The organism is Sphingomonas sp. UNC305MFCol5.2 (assembly GCF_000712135.1).
In the GTDB taxonomy this organism is placed as follows: Bacteria; Pseudomonadota; Alphaproteobacteria; order Sphingomonadales; family Sphingomonadaceae; genus Sphingomonas.
This window is the reverse complement of the sequence record NZ_JOOE01000001.1, coordinates 721,186-740,360: the sequence shown is the minus strand read 5'-3', so window position 1 is coordinate 740,360 and position 19,175 is coordinate 721,186. Positions and strand designations below refer to the sequence as shown.

Here is a 19,175-nt window from a genome sequence, read left to right as displayed (position 1 = left end):
GGTCGAGCACGTCACGGCCGGGAACGGCTAGCTGGTGGCGCCACGGAGGAAGAGACACATGAAGGCGGCGCCTCGGAACTATCAGGCCCGAATGCAGCGCGTGCTGGATTATATCGACCAGCATCTCGACGGCGATCTGGACCTGGAAACGGTGAGCCGGGTCGCCGCCTTCTCGAAGTTCCATTTCCACCGGCAGTTTTCGGCGACCTTCGGATTGTCGGTACATCGCTATGTCCAGCTTGCCCGGTTGAAGCGTGCTTCGCACCGGCTGGCGAAGGACGCCCAGAGCGTCACCGAAATAGCGATGGATGCCGGTTACGACGCACCGGACGCCTTCGCCCGCGCCTTTCGGCAGAGGTTCGGGCAATCGCCGTCGTCATTCCGGAAATCGCCCGACTGGGCACCGTGGCTTGCGGCCTTCGGGCCATTGGACAATGCCAGGAGCAAGCTGATGCAGATTACCTATGAGCAAGACGACGTGATGATCCGTGACGTGCCGCCGACGGCGGTGGCGATCATGGAGCATCGCGGCGACCGGGCGACGCTCGGGGATACGATCCAGCGGTTCATCGCGTGGCGCAAGGCTGCCGGCCTGTCACCCGAGACGAGCCCGACCTTCAACATCTTCCGTTCGGAGAGGATTCCCGCGAACCCGGCCGATTACAGCATGGACCTGTGCATCGGCACCGACCGGCCGATCGACCCCGACGACGCGCAGATGAAGGCGGGCACGATCCCCGGCGGGCGCTGCGCGGTGTTGCGTGTCGTCCACGACACCCACAATCTGGAGCCCGCCGCGCTCTATCTCTATCGCGACTGGCTTCCTGCCAGCGGCGAGGAGGCGCGCGACTTTCCGATCTATTGCCGGCGACACTTCTCGTTCTTCCCGAACGCGCCGGCGCATGAAGTGGTCGTCGAACTGTTTCTGCCGCTGAAATAGAGCCTTTAGCGGCTGGCAGCCGCGACCCGCTATGCCAGCGCCTTGGCCTCGATTCCCGCCAGCCGCATGAAGTTCGCCAGCATCGCATGGCCATGCTCGGTGGCGATGCTCTCGGGATGGAACTGGACGCCGTGGATCGGCAGATCGCGGTGGCGGAAGCCCATCACCGAGGCATCGTCGGCAGTCGCGTTGACGATCAGGTCGTCGGGAATGTCCGTGACGATCAGCGAGTGATAGCGCGTCGCGATGAAGGGCGAGGGCAGGCCGGCGAACAGGCCGGTGCCGTCATGTTCGACCGGACAGGTCTTGCCGTGCATCAGCCCGCCGCGCACCACTTGGCCGCCGAAATGCTGGCCGATCGCCTGATGGCCGAGGCAGACGCCGAGCAACGGCTTCTTCAGATCGGCACAGGCGGCGACGAGATCGAGGCTGATTCCGGCCTCGTTGGGGGTGCAGGGACCTGGAGAGATCAGGAAGGCCTGGGCATTGCTGGCGATGGCGTCGCGCGCGGTCAGCGCGTCGTTGCGGACCACCTGCACTTCGGCGCCGAGCTCCATCAGGTAATGGACGAGGTTCCAGGTGAAGCTGTCATAATTGTCGAGGACGAGGATCATGCAGGTCCGGTTAAGGCGTTTTGCGCTTTCTCACAATTGTCTTGGCCCGGAATTGCCTTGGCGCGGCCATAGTGCGGCGGCAACGCTGGCGGCACTGGGGCGTTGACCCGTCGAAGGAGCTTGCATGATTTCCAGTCTGTTGTTCGCCGCGTTGATGGCGAGTCCGGCTCCGGCGCGAGTCAGCGGGCCGCAGGACGGACCGCCCAAGCGCGTCCGCTCGATCCTGCTCTACGGCGACGAGCAATGCCCCAAGACCGAGGATCCGGACGAGATCGTCGTGTGCGCCAATGCGGGGGAATCGCCCTATCGCATCCCCAAGCGCTTCCGCGACCAGCCCAAGGAAGGCCCGACCTCGAACGCGTGGACCAACCGAGTTGAGGCAGTCGAGCAATTCAACCGTGCCGGGCTGCCGAACAGCTGTTCGCCGGTAGGCACGGGTGGCCAGACGGGCTGCACCCGCGCGGCGATCCGGCAATGGTATCAGGAGCGGCTCGACGCCAAGGCGAAGGCCGCGCGAGAGACGGCGCCTTGAACATCCTCTCCCTCTCCCCTTGTGGGAGAGGGAAGGGGCCCGCTCGCGTAGCGAGTGGGAAGGGTGAGGGGGACGTGAGTCTCACTCCCCCTCACCCTTCCGCCGACTAAAGTCGGCTCCCTCCCTCTCCCACAAGGGGAGAGGGTCTTTATTGCCCGAAGCCGGGTTCGCTGGCCCTCGCGACCGCTTCGCGGGCGGCGGCGAAGAGGGCGCCTGCCTTGGCTTCGCATTCGCGCTGCTCATATGCGGGGTCCGAATCCGCGACGATGCCGGCGCCGGCCTGGACATGCATCACGCCGTCCTTCACCAAAGCGGTCCTGAGCACGATGCAGCTGTCCATCGAGCCGTCGGGCGAGAAATAGCCGACGCCGCCCGCATAGGGCCCGCGCGTCTCGGGTTCGAGTTCGGCGATGATCTGGCAGGCGCGGACCTTGGGCGCGCCGCTGACCGTGCCTGCGGGGAAACCGGCGAACAACGCGTCGAGCGCGTCGCTACCTGCCTTGAGCCGGCCGACCACGTTCGAGACGATGTGCATGACGTGGCTATAGAATTCGACGGTGTAGCTGTCGGTGACGCGGACGCTTCCCGCCTCCGCCGCGCGGCCGACATCGTTGCGGCCGAGATCGAGCAGCATGAGGTGTTCGGCGCGCTCCTTGGGATCGGCAAGCAGGCTGGCGCGGTTTGCCTCGTCCTCGGCTGCGGTCTTGCCGCGAGGGCGGGTGCCGGCGATCGGGCGGATCGTCACTTCGCCGTCGCGCGCGCGGACGAGGATCTCGGGGCTCGATCCTGTCAGCGCGAAGCCGGGCAGATCGAGATGATAGAGGAAGGGCGACGGGTTCACCCGGCGCAGCGCGCGATAGAGCTCGAACGGCGGCAGTGCGAACGGCGTGGTGAAGCGCTGGGCGAGCACGACCTGGAAGATGTCGCCGGCGGCGATGTAATCCTTGGCGCGTGCGACCATCTCGCCATAGCGGCCAGGTTCGAGCACCGGCGTGAGCGCGACTTCGGGCAGGTCGGCGCGGACGGGGGCGGGCAGCGGGGCGCTCGCCAGCCGTGCGGCGGAGGCGTCGATGCGATCGGCGGCGGCTTCGAGCAGCACTTCCGGATCGCGGGACGCATCGGGCCAGACCGGCGCGACGAGGAACAAAGTGTCGGCGAGGCGATCGAAGATCAGGATCACCGTGGGGCGCACGAACATCATGTCGGGGACGCCGATCGGGTTCGCCGGCGGGCGCGGTAGCTTCTCGACCAGTCCGACGGTCTCGTAGCTGAAATAGCCTACGAGGCAGGCGAGCGCGCGTGGCAGCTCGGCTGGGACATCCATGCGGCAGCGCTCGACAAGGCTTCGCAGCGCTTCCAGCGCGGGCTCGGCACAGGGCGCAAACGCCTCGCGGTCAGTCAGCCAGTGCGGGTTGATCACGGCTTCGCCACCCGTGGCGCGGAAGACCAGATCGGGGGCGAGCCCGATCAGGCTGTGGCGGCCGCGGACCGATCCGCCTTCGACCGATTCGAGCAGGAAATCGCCGCGGCCGGGCTCGATCAGCTTGAGCGCTGCCGCGACCGGGGTTTCGGTATCGGCAACCTGCCGGCGCCAGAGCAGGGCCGGGCGCCCGGCGGCGAGCGCCGACCGGGCGGCTTCGACGCCTTGGGTCACGATCCGCTGGCCGTCCCCGTGCGGGCCAGATCGGCGCGCAGCTGCTGGATCGCCTTTTCGTTGCGCGTCACCTTCATCTGATTGCGCACCGACTCGATGAACTGGCGGGCGAGTTCGCCACCGATCTGCGGGGCGATGTCGCCGCGCACGCGGGCCATGGCGGCCTGATCGCCGGCGGCGCTGTGCTGTTCGACCTGGGCGAGATAGACGACGTAATAGCCTTCGCGATTGGGGCCTTCGACCAGTTTGGCCTTTTTGGGCGCCATGCTGAACGCCATCTGGAGATAGGGCGCCAACTGGCGATTGAGCACTTCCGCGCGCTTGAAGTCGAAATCCTTGGGCGGCGGGCCCTTGGTGACACCGGCCTCGGTCAGCGCCTGCCGCATCGGCACGCCCTTTTCGAGCTGGGCGACCACGGCGGTCGCGACGGTGCGCGCCTTTTGCAGCGCCTGCTCGACCAGATAATCCTTTACGACGCTCGCGCGGATCTGGGCGAGCGGGCGCGCCGCAGCGGGCACGATCCGCTCGAGGCCGACCAGTGCGAAGCTGCCGTCGGGGCCGAGCGGCACGATCTGCGGTTCGTCGCCGGCCTGCTCGATGCCGAAGCCGGCGCGCATGACGGGGACGAGCAGCGGATCGGGCTTGTAGTTGGGATCGTCGGGATTGGTGCCGGCGGGGGTGAGCGCGGGGGTACGTTCGGCGACGAGCTTGGCGTCGGCGACTGCCTCGTCGAAGGTCTTGCCGTCGCCGATGCCGTCGTCGAGCGACTGGCGCAGCTGGGCGAGCGTGTCGGCGAGCTTGCGCGCGCCGATCTCGGCGGCGAGCTCGGTGCGGGCCTGATCGAGCGTCTTCGCAGCGATCGGCTCAATCTTCTCGACCTGGAGCAGGTGCCAGCCGAGCGGCGAGCGGACCGGCCCGACCACTGCGCCTTGCGCTGCGGCAAAGGCGGCGCCGGCGACTGCGGGCGCGGTCTGGCCGGCCAAAGCGGGTTTCTCGACGCCGTCGAAGCTGGTGGTCTCGAGACCCGCGGCGGCCGCGGCGGCGGCGAGCGTCTTGCCGCCCTTCACTTCGCCGGCGATGCGATTGGCGGTCGCCTGATCGAGGATCACGAGCTGGCGGATGTTGCGCTTCTCGGTTGCCGCGAAGCGATTGCCTGCCTTCTTGTAGGCATCGGCGATCTCGGCCTCGGTCGCGGCAGTGCGGGCCTTCAGCGCGTCGGGCTTGACCGTCGCGAAGCGGACGATGCGGCGCTCGGGCACCATGTAGCGTGCGCGCTTCGAATTGTAGAAAGTGGTCAGCGTCTTGTCGTCGGGGTCGGCGCCGGGATCCATCGCGATCGTCGGCACAAGGCCGACCGTGCCCATGCGCCGTTCGAGCAGCAGCGAGGCATAAGGCAGGACCACGCCGTCGGGAATCTGGCTGCCCAATGTCGCGCGGTTCAGCATCCAGTTGCTGTAACGCGTATTGGCGATGTCTTCGCGAAAGGCGATTGGCGAGATGCGGTTCTGCGACAGCAGATCCTCGAACTGCTTCTGGCTGAACTTGCCGTCGAGCCCGTAGAATGCCGGGTTGCTGGCGATCTCGCCGTCGACCAGCTTCTTGCTGACCTGCATCCCCGAATCCTGTGCGAACTGGACCATCGCGGCGCTGTTGATGATCTCGTCGAGCGCCATCTCGAAGCCGCCCTGCGCGAGGAACTGCTCCATCGTCACATTCTGCCCTCCGCGCTGGAGATTGCGCAGATAGATGTCGATCCGCTGGCGGACCTCGCGATCGGTGATCTTGTGATTGCCTACCTGGGCGACCACCGAGCCGCCGCTGCCGCCGGCCGAGGAGCGCACGCCGGTGATGTCGCCGGCGGCGAAGGCCAGCGCGATGATCGCCAGGAAAACGAACACCGCGATCAGGCCGAAGCGCGACTTGGTGAAGCGGCGGAAGAAACTGAGCATGAAGAGCCGTTCGAAAGAGGAAGTCCGGGGTGCTTTAGGGCGGCAGATCGCGGCCATCAAGCTTGTGCCGCACGGCGGGCTTGCTATCGGCGATGCAGCAACGAGGGAGAAGGACATGCGCCGCAAGCTGGTCGCCGGGAACTGGAAGATGCACGGGCTCAAGTCCCAGCTCGGCGAGATCGCGGCGATCGCGGCGGCGGCGCGAGAGAATCCGCGGGTGGACGTCGCCCTGTGCGTGCCGTTCACGCTGATCGAGCCGGCCGTCGCGGTGGCCGGCGCGATGCCGATCGGTGCACAGGACGTGCACGAGGCCGACAGGGGCGCGCATACCGGCTGCATTTCGGCCGAGATGCTGCTCGAATGCGGCGCCACGCTGACCATCGTCGGCCATTCGGAGCGGCGCGCCGACCAGCATGAGACCAGCCATGACGCCTGGGCCAAGGCGGCCGCAGCGCGGCGGCAAGGGCTCAAGGTGATCCTGTGCTGCGGCGAAACCGAGGCTGAGCACGATGCCGGCCGGGCCGAGCGGATCGTCCAGTCGCAGATTGAGAAGTCGTTGCCCGAAGGCGCGCATGGCGACTGGCTGACGCTCGCTTATGAGCCGCGCTGGGCGATCGGCACCGGCAAGACCCCGACGCTCGAGGAAATCGCCTCGATGCACGCGATCGCGCGCGCCAAGCTGCGCACGATGGTGGGCGACGCGGCCGACGGGATCCGCATCCTCTACGGCGGATCGGTGACGGGCGCGAATGCGGCGGACATCCTCGCGGTCGACAATGTCGACGGCGCGCTGGTCGGCGGCGCGAGTCTCACCGCCGGGAAGTTCGTGCCGATCATCGAGGCTGCGGCGGCAGTGAGCCGAGGTTGAGCTGTTCGTCGGGGAACAAGATTAATGTTTGGCAGACTGCCCGCCGAGAGTGAGGAAGGCAGTGCCGCTCGACAGCAGCGCCATCACGGCGCCGACCAACGCGCCGCCGTGGAAAGCTGCGATCAACGCAGGTCCGGCGCTGGCGATCACCGCGCCCGCAATCGCCGTGGCGATCAGGCCGCCGGTGCGTGCGATCGCGCTGTTGAAGCCCGAGGCGGTGCCGCCATGCGTGTCGTCGACCGAGGCGAGCACTGCGGTGGTGAGCGGGGCGGCGACGCTCGACATGCCGATCGCGATGACGAGGCAGCCGGGGAAGACCGAAGTCCAATAGGATGCGTCCTCGTCGACCAGGACGAGCAATGCGAAGCCGATGGCGACGACGAACGCGCCGATGGTGAGCGGCCAGCGCGGCCCCACCTGCGCCGTCACGCGCCCCATCACTCGCGACGCCAGCCCCATGCCGAGCGGCATCGGCAGCAAAGCGAGCCCGGCTTGCAGCGCGGTGTAGCCCGCCGCCTCGATCAGCACGAAGGGAAGCAGCAGCAATACTCCGCCCAGCGCGCCGTAGAGCAGGAAGGTGAGCAGGGTCAGCCCGGCAAAGGCGCGCGAGCCGAACATCGCGACGGGCATCATCGCGCGGGCGCCGCGGTGATGCTCGATCCACAGGAACAGCCCCGTGGCGAGCAGGCCGGCGGCGAGGCCGATCGCCACGGTGGCGTCGAAGGTGTGATGGCTCGACCAGAGCGTGAGCGCCCAGGTGAGCGCGCCGAGCGCGACCGTGGCGGCAAAGGCGCCCGGCAAGTCGAGCGGCAGCTCGCCCTCGGCGCTTTCCTCGACATATAGCAGCGCGATCAGGATCGCGGCGGCGGCCACCGGCACGTTGACGTAGAAGATCGCACGCCAGCCGATCGCGTCGACCAGCCAGCCGCCAAGCGGCGGGCCGACCGCGCCGGCGATCGCGCCGACTCCGGCCCAGGTGCCGATCGCCTTGCCGCGCGCTTCACCGGTGAACGAATGGCCGAGCGTCGCGAGGCTGTTGGGGAGCAGGATCGCCGCGCCGATGCCCTGCGCCGCGCGGGCGACGAGGAGCACGGTCAGGTCGCTCGCGAGTGCGCAGGCGATCGAGGCGAGGGTGAAGATCGCGATGCCGATGACGAGCAGTTTCCGCCGTCCGAAATGGTCGCCCGCCGCGCCGCCGATCAGCAACAATGCCGAGAGCGGCAGCAGATAGGCGTTGATCGTCCATTGCAGTTCGGCGGGCGTCGCGTGGAGATCCGCGCCGATCGCCGGCAGCGCGACGTTGGTGACCGAACCGTCGATAAAGGCGAGGCTCGACGCGAGAATGCACGCGACGAGAGTGAGCCTGGGGTGGGCGGCCTGCATGCGGCTGGCGATAGCAGAGGCATGCGGCGACGGGGAGGGGGCTCAGCCGGCGTAGCGGTCCTTCAGTACCTTCCACGTCGCGCGCAGGCTGACTGCCTCGGCGCCCTTCGGCCGGCCGGGCTTGGCCGAGCCGTTCCAGCAGAAGATGTCGAAATGCGCCCATTGCGCCTTTTCGGGCGCGAATTCCTTGAGGAACAAGGCGGCCGTGATCGCGCCACCGAAGGGGCCCTCGGCCGCATTGACCAGATCGGCGACGTCGGACTTGAGCAGATCCTTGTACGGATCGTAGAGTGGCATGCGCCACATCGGATCCGCCTCGGCCTCGGCGGCGGCGAGCAGTTCCGAGGCGAGCGTGTCGTCATTGGCGAACAGGGCCTGCAGGTCGGCGCCGAGCGCGACGCGGGCAGCACCGGTGAGCGTCGCGAAGTCGAAGACGAGCTCGGGATTGCTCTCGGCCGCCTTGGTGAGCGCATCGCCGAGGATCAGCCGGCCTTCGGCATCGGTGTTGCTGTTCTCGACCGACAGGCCTTTGCGGGAGATCATGATGTCGCCGGGGCGCGTGGCCTCACCGTTGATCGAATTCTCGACCGCGGGGACGAGCATGTGGAGGCGGACGGGCAGGCGGTTCTGCATCACCAATTCGGCGAGCGCGAGCGCGTGCGCGGCACCGCCCATGTCCTTCTTCATCAGCCGCATGCCGGCGGCGGTCTTGATGTCGAGCCCGCCGGTATCGAAGCACACGCCCTTGCCGATGATCGCGATGCGCGGATGATCGGGATTGCCCCATTCGAGCTCGATCAGCCGCGGCTCGCGGCCCTCGCCGGCGGCCTTGCCGACCGCCCAGAGCATGCCATAGCCCTTCTCGACTTCCTTGCCCTTCACGACGGTGAGCGTCGCGCCATATTCCTTGGCCAGATCGGCGGCGGCGGCCTCGAGATCGGCGGGCCCCATGTCGTTGGCGCCGGTGTTGATCCGGTCGCGCAACTTGAAGGTGACACCGGCGAGGCGCAGCGCCTCTTCCATCTTCGCGGGATCGGCGGTGAGCAAGATGCGCGGGCCAAGCGCCTTGTCGTCCTTCTTCTTGTAGCGATCGAATTTGTACTGGGCGGTCAGCCAGCCGAGCAGCGCCTTGCCGGGCTCGCGGCCGTCGACGCGATAGGTGCCCTCGGGCAACGTGTCGGCGAGTTTGGCGAGGCACCAGGGCGTGAGCCGCTCGACATTGGCGACCACGGTGACGACCGACCAGTCCTCGGGCCCGTCACCGGGCAGGATCGCGCTCGAATAGCCGGTGGGCACCAGTTTCTGCGCCTGCGCGGCAATGCGGTGGCGCGGCGGCTGCGCGGCGAGCCAGGCATCGAAGCCCTTGGCGTCGATCAGATGGATAGTGCGCGCGGGCTGGCCGCGATCGGGCTGAACAAGCGTGTTGAGATCAGGCATGGCCAGTGATCTAGGGGCGCAAGGCCGCCGCGCCTAGCCCCGGATTCAAGATGAATTTTTGTTCATTTCGGAACCGGTCTCCCGTCCGGCTGGTTAGCCCAGGGTCCTGACGCCCCAGCCTCAAGGGAGCGCCCCGTTCACGGGAGACTGCGTGTGACCGATGCTCGTGGCGATGCCGACGATCAGCCTCCGGTACGGAGCGAACCCCTTGCCAGCAGACGGCGTTGGGGTAGCTGGCTGTCGATAATCGCGGGCGTGCTCCTCGCTCTGATCGGGCTGATCCTCACTATCGGCGGGGCGTGGCTCGCGGTGCTTGGCGGGTCGCTTTATTACCTGCTGGCGGGCGTGGCGATGGTGGTGGCAGGCGTGCTGCTGATCCGCGGACGGATGCTCGGCGGCTGGGTCTATCTTGCGATCGTCGTGCTCAGCGCGCTCTGGGCGTGGTGGGAAGTCGGAGCCAATGCCTGGGCGCAGGTGCCGCGGGTGATCGCGCCGGTAGTACTGCTGCTCGAAGTGATACTGGCGATGGCGACGTTGAGCCGGCGGCAGGATCGCTGGCGGCTGGCGCTGATCGGCGTGGTCGCGGCCCTGGTGCTCACCACGGTCGATTTCTGGGTGGCGGCGGCGAACCAGCCCAACCCCGTGTTGGCGGCCTTGCCCGTAGCGGGCACGCGCGGGATGGGCGACCCCTCGAGTCAGCAGACCGGCGCCGACTGGCCGGCTTATGGCGGCACCACCAGCGCGCGGCGCTATTCGCCGCTGACCCAAATCAACGCGGAGAATGTCGGCAAGCTCCGGCGCGTCTGGACGATCCACACCGGCGATCTCCCATCCTCGCCGCAGATCCAGGGCACCTATGGCGCCGAGAATACGCCGCTCAAGGTGCGCGACAGCCTGTATCTGTGCACGCCCAAGAACATCCTGATCGCGCTCGATCCGGCGACTGGGAGGGAGAAATGGCGCTACGATCCCAAGGTGCCGGACAATGCGATCCCCTATACCGCCGCTTGCCGGGGCGTGGTGCATTATGCGGTGCCCGGAATGGCGGCGGACCAGCCCTGCGCCACGCGGATCATCGAGGGGACGCTCGATGCCCGGCTGATCGCCGTCGATGCGCGCTCTGGGCGGCTATGCGCCGATTTCGGCACCAATGGGCAAGTCGATACCAAGGTCGGGATGGGCAAGGTTCCCGACGGCTTCGTCTCGATCAATTCGCCGCCGACCCTGGTGCGCGGGATCCTCGTCACCGGACACCAGGTGCTCGACGGGCAGGATCGCTGGGCGCCTTCGGGGGTGATCCAGGGGTTCGACGCGCGCACGGGCCAATTGCGCTGGGCGTGGGACATGATGCGCCCGGAATGGAACGGCGCGCCGCCTGCCGGGCAGGAATGGTCGCGCGGGACGCCGAACATGTGGACGATGGCGAGCGGCGACGAGCAGCTCGGCCTCGTCTATCTGCCGATGGGGAACGCCGCGGCGGACTATTATTCTTCGCTGCGCCGCCCGCAGGAAAACGAGTTCGCCACTTCGCTGGTCGCGCTCGACGTCACTACCGGCAAGCCGCGCTGGCGCTTCCAGGCGGTGCGCAAGGACGTGTGGGACTATGATTTCGGCGCGCAGGCGACCCTGGTCGATTACAAGGGCGCGCCGGCCTTAGTGCTGCCCTCCAAGCAGGGCGACATCTATGTGCTCGACCGGCGGACCGGGCGGCCGCTGACGCCGATCGGCGAGATGAAAGTGCCCGGGGGCGGGGTTGAGCCCGAGCAGCGCGCGGCGACCCAGCCGGTGTCTTTATGGCATACGCTGCGCAAGCCCGACCTCACCGAGCGCGACATGTGGGGCATGTCGCCGATCGACCAGATGATCTGCCGGATCCAGTTCCGCAGGGCGAGCTATCAGGGGTTCTTCACCCCGCCCGTGACGAAGGGACATTCGATCGAATATCCCGGCTATAATGGCGGGACCGATTGGGGCGGTGTCGCCGTCGATCCGGCGCGCGGAGTGATCGTCGCCAACTACAACGACATGCCCAATTACGTCCGGCTGGTGCCGCGTGCCGAGGCCGACAAGCTCGGCTGGGCGCCGCGTGATCAGGCGCGCGGGAGGATCGGCGGCGCGGAGGGCGCGGGCGATCCGCAGGCCAACACGCCTTATGCGATCAGCGTCAATGCCGGCTGGCGGCTGCCCTTCACCGGTATGCTATGCAAGCAGCCGCCTTATGGCGGGATCCGCGCGATCGACATGGCGACGGGCAAGACGATCTGGGACCGCGCTTTCGGCGAGGCACGGACCAACGGGCCGTTCGGTATTCCCTCGATGCTGCCGATCACCATCGGCACGCCCAACAATGGCGGCGCGGTGGTGACCGCGAGCGGGCTCGTGTTCATCGCGGCGGCGACCGACAATCTGATCCGCGCGATCGACCTCAATACCGGCAAGACGGTGTGGAAGGACGTGCTGCCCGGCGGCGGGCAGGCGACGCCGATGACCTATGAGATGAACGGCAAGCAGTATCTCGTCCTCTATGCCGGCGGACACCATTTCATGGAGACGCCGGTGAGCGACGAAGTGGTGGCCTATGCGCTGCCGTGAGCCGGATGCGCCTTCACATAGTCGATGAAGGCACGCAGCGGCGCGGGGACGAGACGGCGGCCGGGATAATAGAGAAAGGGGCCGGGAAAGCTTTCCCACCAATCCTCGAGCACCGGGACGAGCGCGCCGCTATGGAAATGGGGGCGCAGCACGCCCTCGAACGAGGTGACGATCCCGGCTCCGGCGATCGCTGTGTCGATCAAAAGGTCGAACGCAGTGCTGAGACTGACGACCAAGGGGCCGTTGGGCTCGACGCGAACCGCCTCGCCGTCGCGGACGAATTCCCAGGCATGCAGGCCGCGATTGGCGAAGCGGCCGCGCAGGCATGCGTGCTGGAGCAAGTCGCTCGGGTGCCCGGGCGTACCGCGGCGCGCGAGATAGTCGGCTGAAGCACCTGCGGCGAAGCGCTGGACCCGCGGCCCGATCGGCACCGCGATCATGTCCTGCTCGAGCCTTTCGTCATAGCGGATGCCGGCGTCGCACCCCGAGGCGAGCAGATCGACGAAATTGTCCTCGGCGATGATCTCGAGCTGGATCTCGGGATAAGCAGCGAGGAAACCGGGCACGATCAGGGGAAGCACCAGCCGCGCCGCGATCACCGGCACGTTGAGCTTGAGCGTGCCGGCCGGCCGGTCTCGAAAGAGATTGACCACGTCGAGCGCGGCCTCGACTTCGTCGAGCGCGGGGCCGAGCCGCTCGAGCAAGCGGCTACCTGCTTCGGTCGGCGCGACGCTGCGGGTGGTGCGATTGAGCAGGCGGACGCCGAGCCGCGTCTCGAGCCTGCGTACCGCATCGCTGAGCCCCGATGCGCTGGCGCCGGTGGCGCGGGCAGCGTCGCGAAAACCCTTCGCGCGCGCTACTGCGAGGAAGGCGTCAAGGTCGCCGAGATCCATTGTGCGAAATTCCGTACAGCCTGTACCGATTGTGCCGGATTATCGCGCGACGATGCAAGGCTTAGATAAGCGGGGTCTCGATACAGGAGTGCAGATGATGTCCGATTTTCCGATGACCTGGCAACTGGGCGACCGCAGCGTGAACCGCGTCGGCTATGGCGCGATGCAGCTTGCCGGGCCCGGCGTGTTCGGCCCGCCCAGGGACCGCGATCAGGCGATTGCGGTGTTGCGCGAGGCAGTGGCCTCAGGCGTCAATCACATCGACACCTGCGACTATTATGGGCCGCACGTCGTAAACCAGATCATCCGAGAGGCGCTGTACCCCTATCCCGGTGACCTGATGCTCGTGACCAAGGTCGGCGCGAAGCGGGACGAGGCCGGCGCGTGGCTGCCGGCGTTCACGCCCGACGAGATCGAGGCCGCAGTGCACGACAATCTGCGCAACCTCGGGCTCGAGGTGATCCACGCGGTCAACCTTCGCGTGATGGGCGATGGCGGGCATGGGCTCAGCGAAGGCACGATCGCCCCGCAGTTCGAGCGGCTGGCGCGGCTGCGCGAACAGGGGCTGATCCGCCACCTCGGGATCAGCAACGCCACTGCGACGCAGATCGAGGAGGCGCGGGGGATCGCACCCGTGGTCTGCGTGCAGAATCACTATAATCTCGCGCACCGCGACGACGATGCGGTGATCGATTCACTGGCGGAGGCGCGGATCGCTTACGTGCCTTTCTTCCCGCTCGGCGGCTTCTCGCCGCTCCAGTCGGGCACGCTCGACACGGTGGCGCAGCAACTCGGGGCGACGCCGATGCAGGTCGCGCTGGCCTGGCTGCTCCAGCGTTCGCCGAACATCCTGCTGATCCCGGGCACGTCTTCGCTCGGGCACCTGCGCGAGAATCTGGCGGTTCGCGAACTGGTATTGCCGGACGACGCCGTGGCGACCCTCAACGGGATCGCAGGCTGAGGTCAGTCGACTGGCTTTACCTTGGGCGCGCACATTGCCAGCGCGCGATCGATGATGTGGACGAGGCGACGGCGGCCTTCGGCAAGGCCGTCGGCTCCGTCGCCGCGGTCGAGCGTCTCGAAGTTGAGATAGTCGAGCCCGTGCAACACCGCGTAGTTGGAGAGCGATCGATCGCTTTCCACGACGCGTTCCTGGACGACGTTGAAGTCGGCGGCGATCATTTCGTCGCGGCAGAAAGCGGCCGAGGGGTTGTCGCTGGTGCGGAAGGTGGCGAAGGCGACGGTATCGTCGTCGTCCCACGGCCAGGCGCGGCCGAGCGAAGGGCTGGGGCGCAGCATATCGTCGCAATAGCGGATCGAAATCACCCCGCTGCCGGGCGGATCGGACTTGTTGCAGCGCGATTCGCCGGTGTCGAAGCCGCGCGCATTGGTGTGGAGCGCGATGATCGGCATGCCGGGCGTCAGGTCGGCGAGAATGCGGCGGGCATAGCCGGGCAAAGCGGTATCGAAGTTGCGGTTGGGATCGACCGGACGGCCGTAATCGACTGCCCGATTCATCCGGGCGCCGTCATCGGCGATGCCGGCATCGACTGCGATCAGCGTGCCGCCATATTTCCGGACTGCCTCCAGCCCGGCCTCGAATCCGGCATTTTCATTGTCGTGCGGCACGAACCAGAGCGGGCCGCGGCGGTGACCCGCGTTTTCGATACGCCAGAGCCGCCACGCCGCACGCTCCTCGCGGAACTCGATGCGGCTGACATCGAGGCCCCGCCACTCAGCGGGATCGCGGTGGCGGGCGAAATCATCGTCCTGAACCGCCAGCGGGTCGACGCTGGTCACTTGCGTTGCGGAATCGCTCGGGCTGGCCAGGCTCAACCAGGCGATGCCCGAGAGGAGCGCGGCACGAATCAACGCGGCTGGACCAGGAACTGCTCGAATTTCCCCTGTGCGCCCGGCTCGGCATAAGTGATCGCGATCAGCCGCTTGCCGTCATAGACGATCTCGTAGTTGCGGTTGACGAAGCCGCCGCGCAGCCGCGGCTTGCCGAGCGGCGTGAAGCGTGCCGGATCGCCGAGCGGGGCGAGGCTGTCGTGATAGTCGGCAGTCGCCTGGGGCGTGAAATAGTAATTGGCGTCTTCGGTGAGCAACGCGCGGTCAAGCTTGCCGGTGCGCAACTGGTCGAACAGGTTCCGGGCGAGCGCGTCGCGCTGCTGATCGAGGCTGGCCACGGGCTGCGGCGGGGTGATCGGGTAGAAGAGATTGGTGATGTCGGTCGTGATATCGCCTGGCGCGCCGCCGAAATCGGCGTTGACCAGAGCGACCACTGCGAAGCGCTTTTCGGGCAGCACGAAATTCTCCGATAGGAAGCCGACGGCCTCGCCGCCATGCTCGACCACCGGCGTTCCTTCGCGCCTCCCCAATGCCACGCCGAGGCCGTAATGCGTGCCGCTGCCGTCGGCGAGCTTCACTTCGGTCTCCTGTGCCGCCCAATCTTCCGGCGAGAGGATTTTCCGGTCGATCCGGGCGATGTCCCATTTGGCGAGGTCGCTGGCCGACATGGCCAGTTCGCCCGCCGCCCAGAGCCATCCGTGCGCGGCGGGCTTTGCCGGACGCACGGGGCCGAGCGCGAAGCGGTGCGTGCCCTGCGGAAAGCCCTTTCCGACGGCATAATCCTGATCCATCGCCTGCATGCCGAGCGGCTTGAGGATCTTCTTCTGGAGATAATCGAGCAGCTTCATGCCCGAAGCCTTCTCAATGATCATGCCGGCGACGACATAGCCGGTGTTCGAATATTGCCACGCGGTCCCAGGTTCGAAATCAAGCGGCTTCTTCGCCCAGCGATCGAGGATCTGCTGCGGCGTGACCGGCTTCTCCATCGCCGCGAAATCATAGTCCTGCGGCCAGTAATCCTGAATGCCGGCAGTGTGGCTGAGCAGCTGGCGGACGCTGATCCGCTCGGCGCCGGTGATGCCGGGCACCCATTTCGAGACCTTGTCGTCGAGGCTGAGCTTGCCTTCATCCTCGAGCAGCAGGAGCGCGGCGGCGGTGAATTGCTTGGAGACCGAGGCGATCTGGTATTTGGCGTCGGCGCTGGTGGCCTTCATCCCCGGGCCTTGATCGCCATAGGCTTTGGCGAAGACGATCTTGCCGTCGCGGACGATCGCGACCGAGGCGGAGGGGACGCCCGATGATTTCAGCGCATCGGCGACGATCGTATCGACCTTGGTGGTTTCGGCGGGGGTGAGCTGCTGGGCGGCAGCCGGGGTGGCGACGAGCAGGGCGGCGAGCAGGGTGCGGAACATCGGGCCTCCGGAATGGACCGCCCGAGCTTAGGCCAGCCTTTCGGCGGCGTCATCCCGGCCGCTCTTTCGATGATGACCGGCAGCCTTGCCCACGGGGCATGGCTCAGGGGGCGAGCGGCTCACCCGGGAGCAGTGCGAGGCGCGGGGCATAGGTCCATGCCTCCGAACGAACGGCGCGCGCGAATGCGAGTGCGGGGTGATCGGCGCCGAGCAAAGCGGCGAGATCGGGCTTCGTATCGGCGGTCGCGACAGGAGCGATGAGCAGATAGGGCGTGGGCGTCTCGCCGATGCCGCGATACCAGCTCGCACCGGTGATCGGCCGGGCGAGCAATGCGGCCTCGAATCGCTTTGCGTCGGTCACGGCGATCGCGTGAACCTGCACGAGCGCTTGTGGCTTTCGCTGTTCGAGCGGCTGGGCCTGGCTGGCCTCGCGCCACAGCTCCCAGCCTTCGTTGCCGATCGCCGCGGCATAGGCCGCCGCGTTGGCGCGGAAGTCGGCGCCGTCTTCCTCGACGCGAGGGCGATTCGCGAGGCGCTCGGGCGTGGTGCCGAACGTGCCGTCGACAAAGGCGCCCGCGCGATCGCCGGCTGTCACGTACCAGGCGTACCAGACGAGCTTGTCGCCGATCCGGGCATGCCATTCGAGATGCTTGCGATACCCCGCCTCGAAGGCCGGCTTGTCGCTGAGCCTATAGGCATAGAGATGCGCGGTGCCGCCAGACTGCGCGGCCGCGGGAAGCGGCGCGGCGAGCATCGTGAGCGCGAGGAACAAGAGAGGACGCATCTGGATTCTCCTTCGCGCGGAGATCTAGGTCGAGATGCTCTGGAAAACAGCCCTCCGTGCCGATGAAGGGCGGAAAATCAGGCGAGCGGCACGCCGTAGAGATCGTGCTCGTCGGCATCCTCGATCGAGACGCTGACGATGTCGCCCTGCTTGAGATGTCCCGCGTCGCGCAGGAAGACCTCGCCGTCGATCTCGGGGGCGTCGGCCTGGCTACGGCCGGTCGCGCCGTCCTCGCCGACTTCGTCGATGATCACCTCGAGCGTGCGGCCGACCTTGGCCTGGAGCTTGGCGGCGGAGATCGCCGCGGTCTTCTCCATCACCCGGGCGTAGCGCTCTTCCTTGACCTCTTCGGGCACCGGATCGGGCAGGCTGTTCGCCGATGCGCCCTCGACCGGCTCGAAGCGGAAGGCGCCGACGCGGTCGAGCTGGGCCTCGTCGAGCCAGTCGAGGAGATACTGGAAATCCTCCTCGGTCTCGCCGGGGAAGCCGACGACGAAGGTCGAACGGACCGTGATGTCCGGCGCGATTGCGCGCCAGCCGCGCAGCCGCTCGAGCACCTTCGCCTCGTTGGCGGGGCGGCGCATGCGGCGGAGAACGGCGGGCGAGGCATGCTGGAACGGGATGTCGAGATAGGGGAGCACCAGCCCCTCGGCCATCAAAGGGATGACCTGATCGACATGCGGATAGGGGTAGACGTAATGGAGACGCACCCAGGGCGCGATCTTGCCGAGCTCGCGGGCGAGATCGGTCATGTGGGGGACGATTTCCTGCCCCTTCCACATCCGCGGCTCCTTGCGGATGTCGACGCCGTACGCAGACGTGTCCTGGCTGATGACCAGCAGTTCCTTCGTCCCCGCGTCGACGAGCTTCTCCGCCTCGCGCAGGATCGCGTCGGGGCGGCGGCTGACGAGATCGCCGCGCAGGCTGGGAATGATGCAGAAGGCGCAGCGATGGTTGCAGCCCTCGGAAATCTTCAGATAGCTGTAGTGGCGCGGCGTAAGCTTGAGCCCGGCATCGGGGACGAGGTTGACGTAGGGCGAGGGCGGCATCGGCGCTGCATCGTGGACCGCGCCGACGACTTCCTCGTACTGGTGCGCGCCGGTGACCGCGAGGACGTTGGGGAAGCGCGCGCGAATGACTTCTGCTTCCTTGCCCATGCAGCCGGTGACGATGACGCGGCCGTTCTCCGCGATCGCCTCGCCGATCGCTTCGAGCGACTCTTCCTTGGCTGAATCGAGAAAGCCGCAGGTGTTGACCAATACGATGTCGGCGCCCTGATAATCGGGGGACATCGCATAACCGTCGCTGCGCAGCTTGGTGAGGATGCGTTCGCTGTCGACGAGGTTCTTCGGACAGCCGAGCGACACCATCCCTATGCGAGGGGACTCAGGGAGTTTGGTTGCCATGATTGGCGGGCGACATAGGCTTTTTCGCGCAAATTGCTAGCCGGGGGTTTCCGAAGTACCTTCACGTTCCTGCAGGACAGGGGAGGGGATGATGCATTTTCATTGGATTGCGATCGTGCTGGCGGCGCTTGCTGGCTTCCTGGTGGGCGGACTCTGGTATGGGCCGTTGTTCGGAAAAGCGTGGATGAAAGCGCGCGGGATCACGCCGGAGAGCGCGGCCGGCGCCAACATGGCGCTGATCTTCGGCACGACCTTCGTGCTCAATCTGGTCGCGGCGTTCATGCTCGACCATCTCTATCAGACCTATGACGCGCCATTGGGGCTGCATTATTCGCTGGTGGTCGCGGCGATCATCGGCGTCGGCTTCGTCGCGACCTCGTTCGGCGTGAACTATCTGTTCTCGCGCCAGCCGCGGTCGCTGTTCTTCATCGACGCGGGCTATTGGATCACGGTCTATCTGGTGATGGGGGCGATCTTCGGTCTGCTGGCCTAGGTTGCGATCACCGGCGCCCGGAACAGGAAGAACGCCCCGGCCGCGATCAGCGCGAAGCCGATCAGATGGTTCACCGTGATCTTCTGACCGAGATAGAGGATCGAGAAGGCCGCGAACACCGCGAGGGTGATCACTTCCTGCATCCCCTTGAGCTGCGCCGCCGAATAGACATTGCTGCCCCAGCGATTGGCGGGGACGGCGAGGAGATATTCGGGAAGCGCGATCAGCCAGCTCACCAGGATCACGAGGATCAGCGGCACGGCTTTGAAGCGGAGATGGCCGTACCAGGCGAAGGTCATGAAGATATTCGAGACGATCAGCATGAGGATCGGCAGGATGTTGGCGAAGAGATTTGCTGGCATGGCGG

Annotated in this window: 17 protein-coding genes; 6 read left to right on the top strand and 11 right to left on the bottom strand. The window is 66.8% G+C overall.

What is annotated here, in order from left to right; translation table 11 throughout:
• The first annotated feature begins 91 nt into the window (after window positions 1–91).
• Entirely contained in the window at window positions 92–940 is an 849-nt protein-coding gene (locus BR78_RS0103585; protein WP_231478131.1) for an AraC family transcriptional regulator, read from the top strand.
• 29 nt (window positions 941–969) lie between these two features.
• Here BR78_RS0103585 and BR78_RS0103580 read toward each other — a convergent pair whose 3' ends face one another.
• Window positions 970–1,554, bottom strand: coding sequence for an anthranilate synthase component II (locus BR78_RS0103580; RefSeq protein ID WP_029934970.1), 585 nt, complete (start codon window positions 1,552–1,554; stop codon window positions 970–972).
• A gap of 124 nt (window positions 1,555–1,678) precedes the next feature.
• Between BR78_RS0103580 and BR78_RS0103575 the strand changes: the two genes are divergently transcribed.
• Window positions 1,679–2,086 carry a hypothetical protein gene (locus BR78_RS0103575; RefSeq protein WP_029934969.1) on the top strand — a complete coding sequence of 136 codons (408 nt, stop codon included), beginning with the start codon at window positions 1,679–1,681 and terminating at the stop codon, window positions 2,084–2,086.
• 148 nt (window positions 2,087–2,234) lie between these two features.
• On the opposite strand, the gene trpE is transcribed toward BR78_RS0103575, so the two are convergent.
• Complete coding sequence (trpE, locus tag BR78_RS0103570; RefSeq protein WP_029934968.1) at window positions 2,235–3,740, bottom strand: anthranilate synthase component I; 1,506 nt, start codon at window positions 3,738–3,740, stop codon at window positions 2,235–2,237.
• Entirely contained in the window at window positions 3,737–5,689 is a 1,953-nt protein-coding gene (locus BR78_RS0103565; protein WP_029934967.1) for a peptidylprolyl isomerase, read from the bottom strand. Before BR78_RS0103565 ends, trpE begins: the two co-directional genes overlap by 4 nt.
• 115 nt (window positions 5,690–5,804) lie before the next feature.
• On the opposite strand from BR78_RS0103565, the gene tpiA reads away from it, so the two are divergent.
• A complete protein-coding gene (gene tpiA, locus BR78_RS0103560; protein WP_029934966.1) occupies window positions 5,805–6,557 on the top strand; it encodes a triose-phosphate isomerase in 753 nt (250 codons plus the stop codon).
• 21 nt (window positions 6,558–6,578) lie between these two features.
• Here tpiA and BR78_RS0103555 read toward each other — a convergent pair whose 3' ends face one another.
• Window positions 6,579–7,940 carry an MFS transporter gene (locus BR78_RS0103555; protein WP_081855595.1) on the bottom strand — a complete coding sequence of 454 codons (1,362 nt, stop codon included), beginning with the start codon at window positions 7,938–7,940 and terminating at the stop codon, window positions 6,579–6,581.
• A 42-nt stretch (window positions 7,941–7,982) separates the two neighbouring features.
• Window positions 7,983–9,377 (bottom strand): leucyl aminopeptidase family protein, encoded by a 1,395-nt coding sequence (locus BR78_RS0103550; RefSeq protein ID WP_029934963.1) that lies wholly within the window; start codon window positions 9,375–9,377, stop codon window positions 7,983–7,985.
• Window positions 9,378–9,614: 237 nt separating this feature from the next.
• Here BR78_RS0103550 and BR78_RS0103545 point away from each other — a divergent pair, with 237 nt between their 5' ends.
• Window positions 9,615–11,969, top strand: a complete 2,355-nt coding sequence (locus tag BR78_RS0103545; RefSeq protein ID WP_029934962.1) for a membrane-bound PQQ-dependent dehydrogenase, glucose/quinate/shikimate family — start codon at window positions 9,615–9,617, stop codon at window positions 11,967–11,969.
• On the opposite strand, the gene BR78_RS0103540 is transcribed toward BR78_RS0103545, so the two are convergent.
• Window positions 11,954–12,862: a LysR family transcriptional regulator gene (locus BR78_RS0103540; RefSeq protein WP_029934960.1), complete on the bottom strand. Its 909-nt coding sequence runs from the start codon at window positions 12,860–12,862 to the stop codon at window positions 11,954–11,956. The two genes, BR78_RS0103545 and BR78_RS0103540, sit on opposite strands and share 16 nt — an antisense overlap.
• Window positions 12,863–12,959: 97 nt before the next feature.
• Here BR78_RS0103540 and BR78_RS0103535 point away from each other — a divergent pair, with 97 nt between their 5' ends.
• Entirely contained in the window at window positions 12,960–13,823 is an 864-nt protein-coding gene (locus BR78_RS0103535; RefSeq protein ID WP_081855665.1) for an aldo/keto reductase family oxidoreductase, read from the top strand.
• Window positions 13,824–13,825: 2 nt separating this feature from the next.
• Here the strand turns inward: BR78_RS0103535 and BR78_RS0103530 are convergent, their stop codons facing one another.
• From BR78_RS0103530 to rimO, 4 genes are all read right to left on the bottom strand, one after another.
• The gene (locus tag BR78_RS0103530; protein WP_156022202.1) at window positions 13,826–14,662 is read right to left on the bottom strand and encodes a hypothetical protein; all 837 of its coding nucleotides are present in this window, start codon (window positions 14,660–14,662) and stop codon (window positions 13,826–13,828) included.
• A 68-nt stretch (window positions 14,663–14,730) separates the two neighbouring features.
• The gene (locus tag BR78_RS0103525; RefSeq protein WP_029934956.1) at window positions 14,731–16,125 is read right to left on the bottom strand and encodes a serine hydrolase domain-containing protein; all 1,395 of its coding nucleotides are present in this window, start codon (window positions 16,123–16,125) and stop codon (window positions 14,731–14,733) included.
• Between the two features lie 103 nt (window positions 16,126–16,228).
• Complete coding sequence (locus BR78_RS0103520; protein ID WP_029934955.1) at window positions 16,229–16,909, bottom strand: hypothetical protein; 681 nt, start codon at window positions 16,907–16,909, stop codon at window positions 16,229–16,231.
• A gap of 77 nt (window positions 16,910–16,986) precedes the next feature.
• Window positions 16,987–18,315, bottom strand: a complete 1,329-nt coding sequence (gene rimO / locus BR78_RS0103515) for a 30S ribosomal protein S12 methylthiotransferase RimO (RefSeq protein WP_029934954.1) — start codon at window positions 18,313–18,315, stop codon at window positions 16,987–16,989.
• 88 nt (window positions 18,316–18,403) lie between these two features.
• On the opposite strand from rimO, the gene BR78_RS0103510 reads away from it, so the two are divergent.
• Entirely contained in the window at window positions 18,404–18,808 is a 405-nt protein-coding gene (locus BR78_RS0103510; protein WP_029724116.1) for a DUF1761 domain-containing protein, read from the top strand.
• Here BR78_RS0103510 and BR78_RS0103505 read toward each other — a convergent pair.
• Window positions 18,805–19,170: a DMT family protein gene (locus BR78_RS0103505; protein WP_029724115.1), complete on the bottom strand. Its 366-nt coding sequence runs from the start codon at window positions 19,168–19,170 to the stop codon at window positions 18,805–18,807. The genes BR78_RS0103510 and BR78_RS0103505 overlap by 4 nt on opposite strands.
• Between the last annotated feature and the right edge of the window lie 5 nt (window positions 19,171–19,175).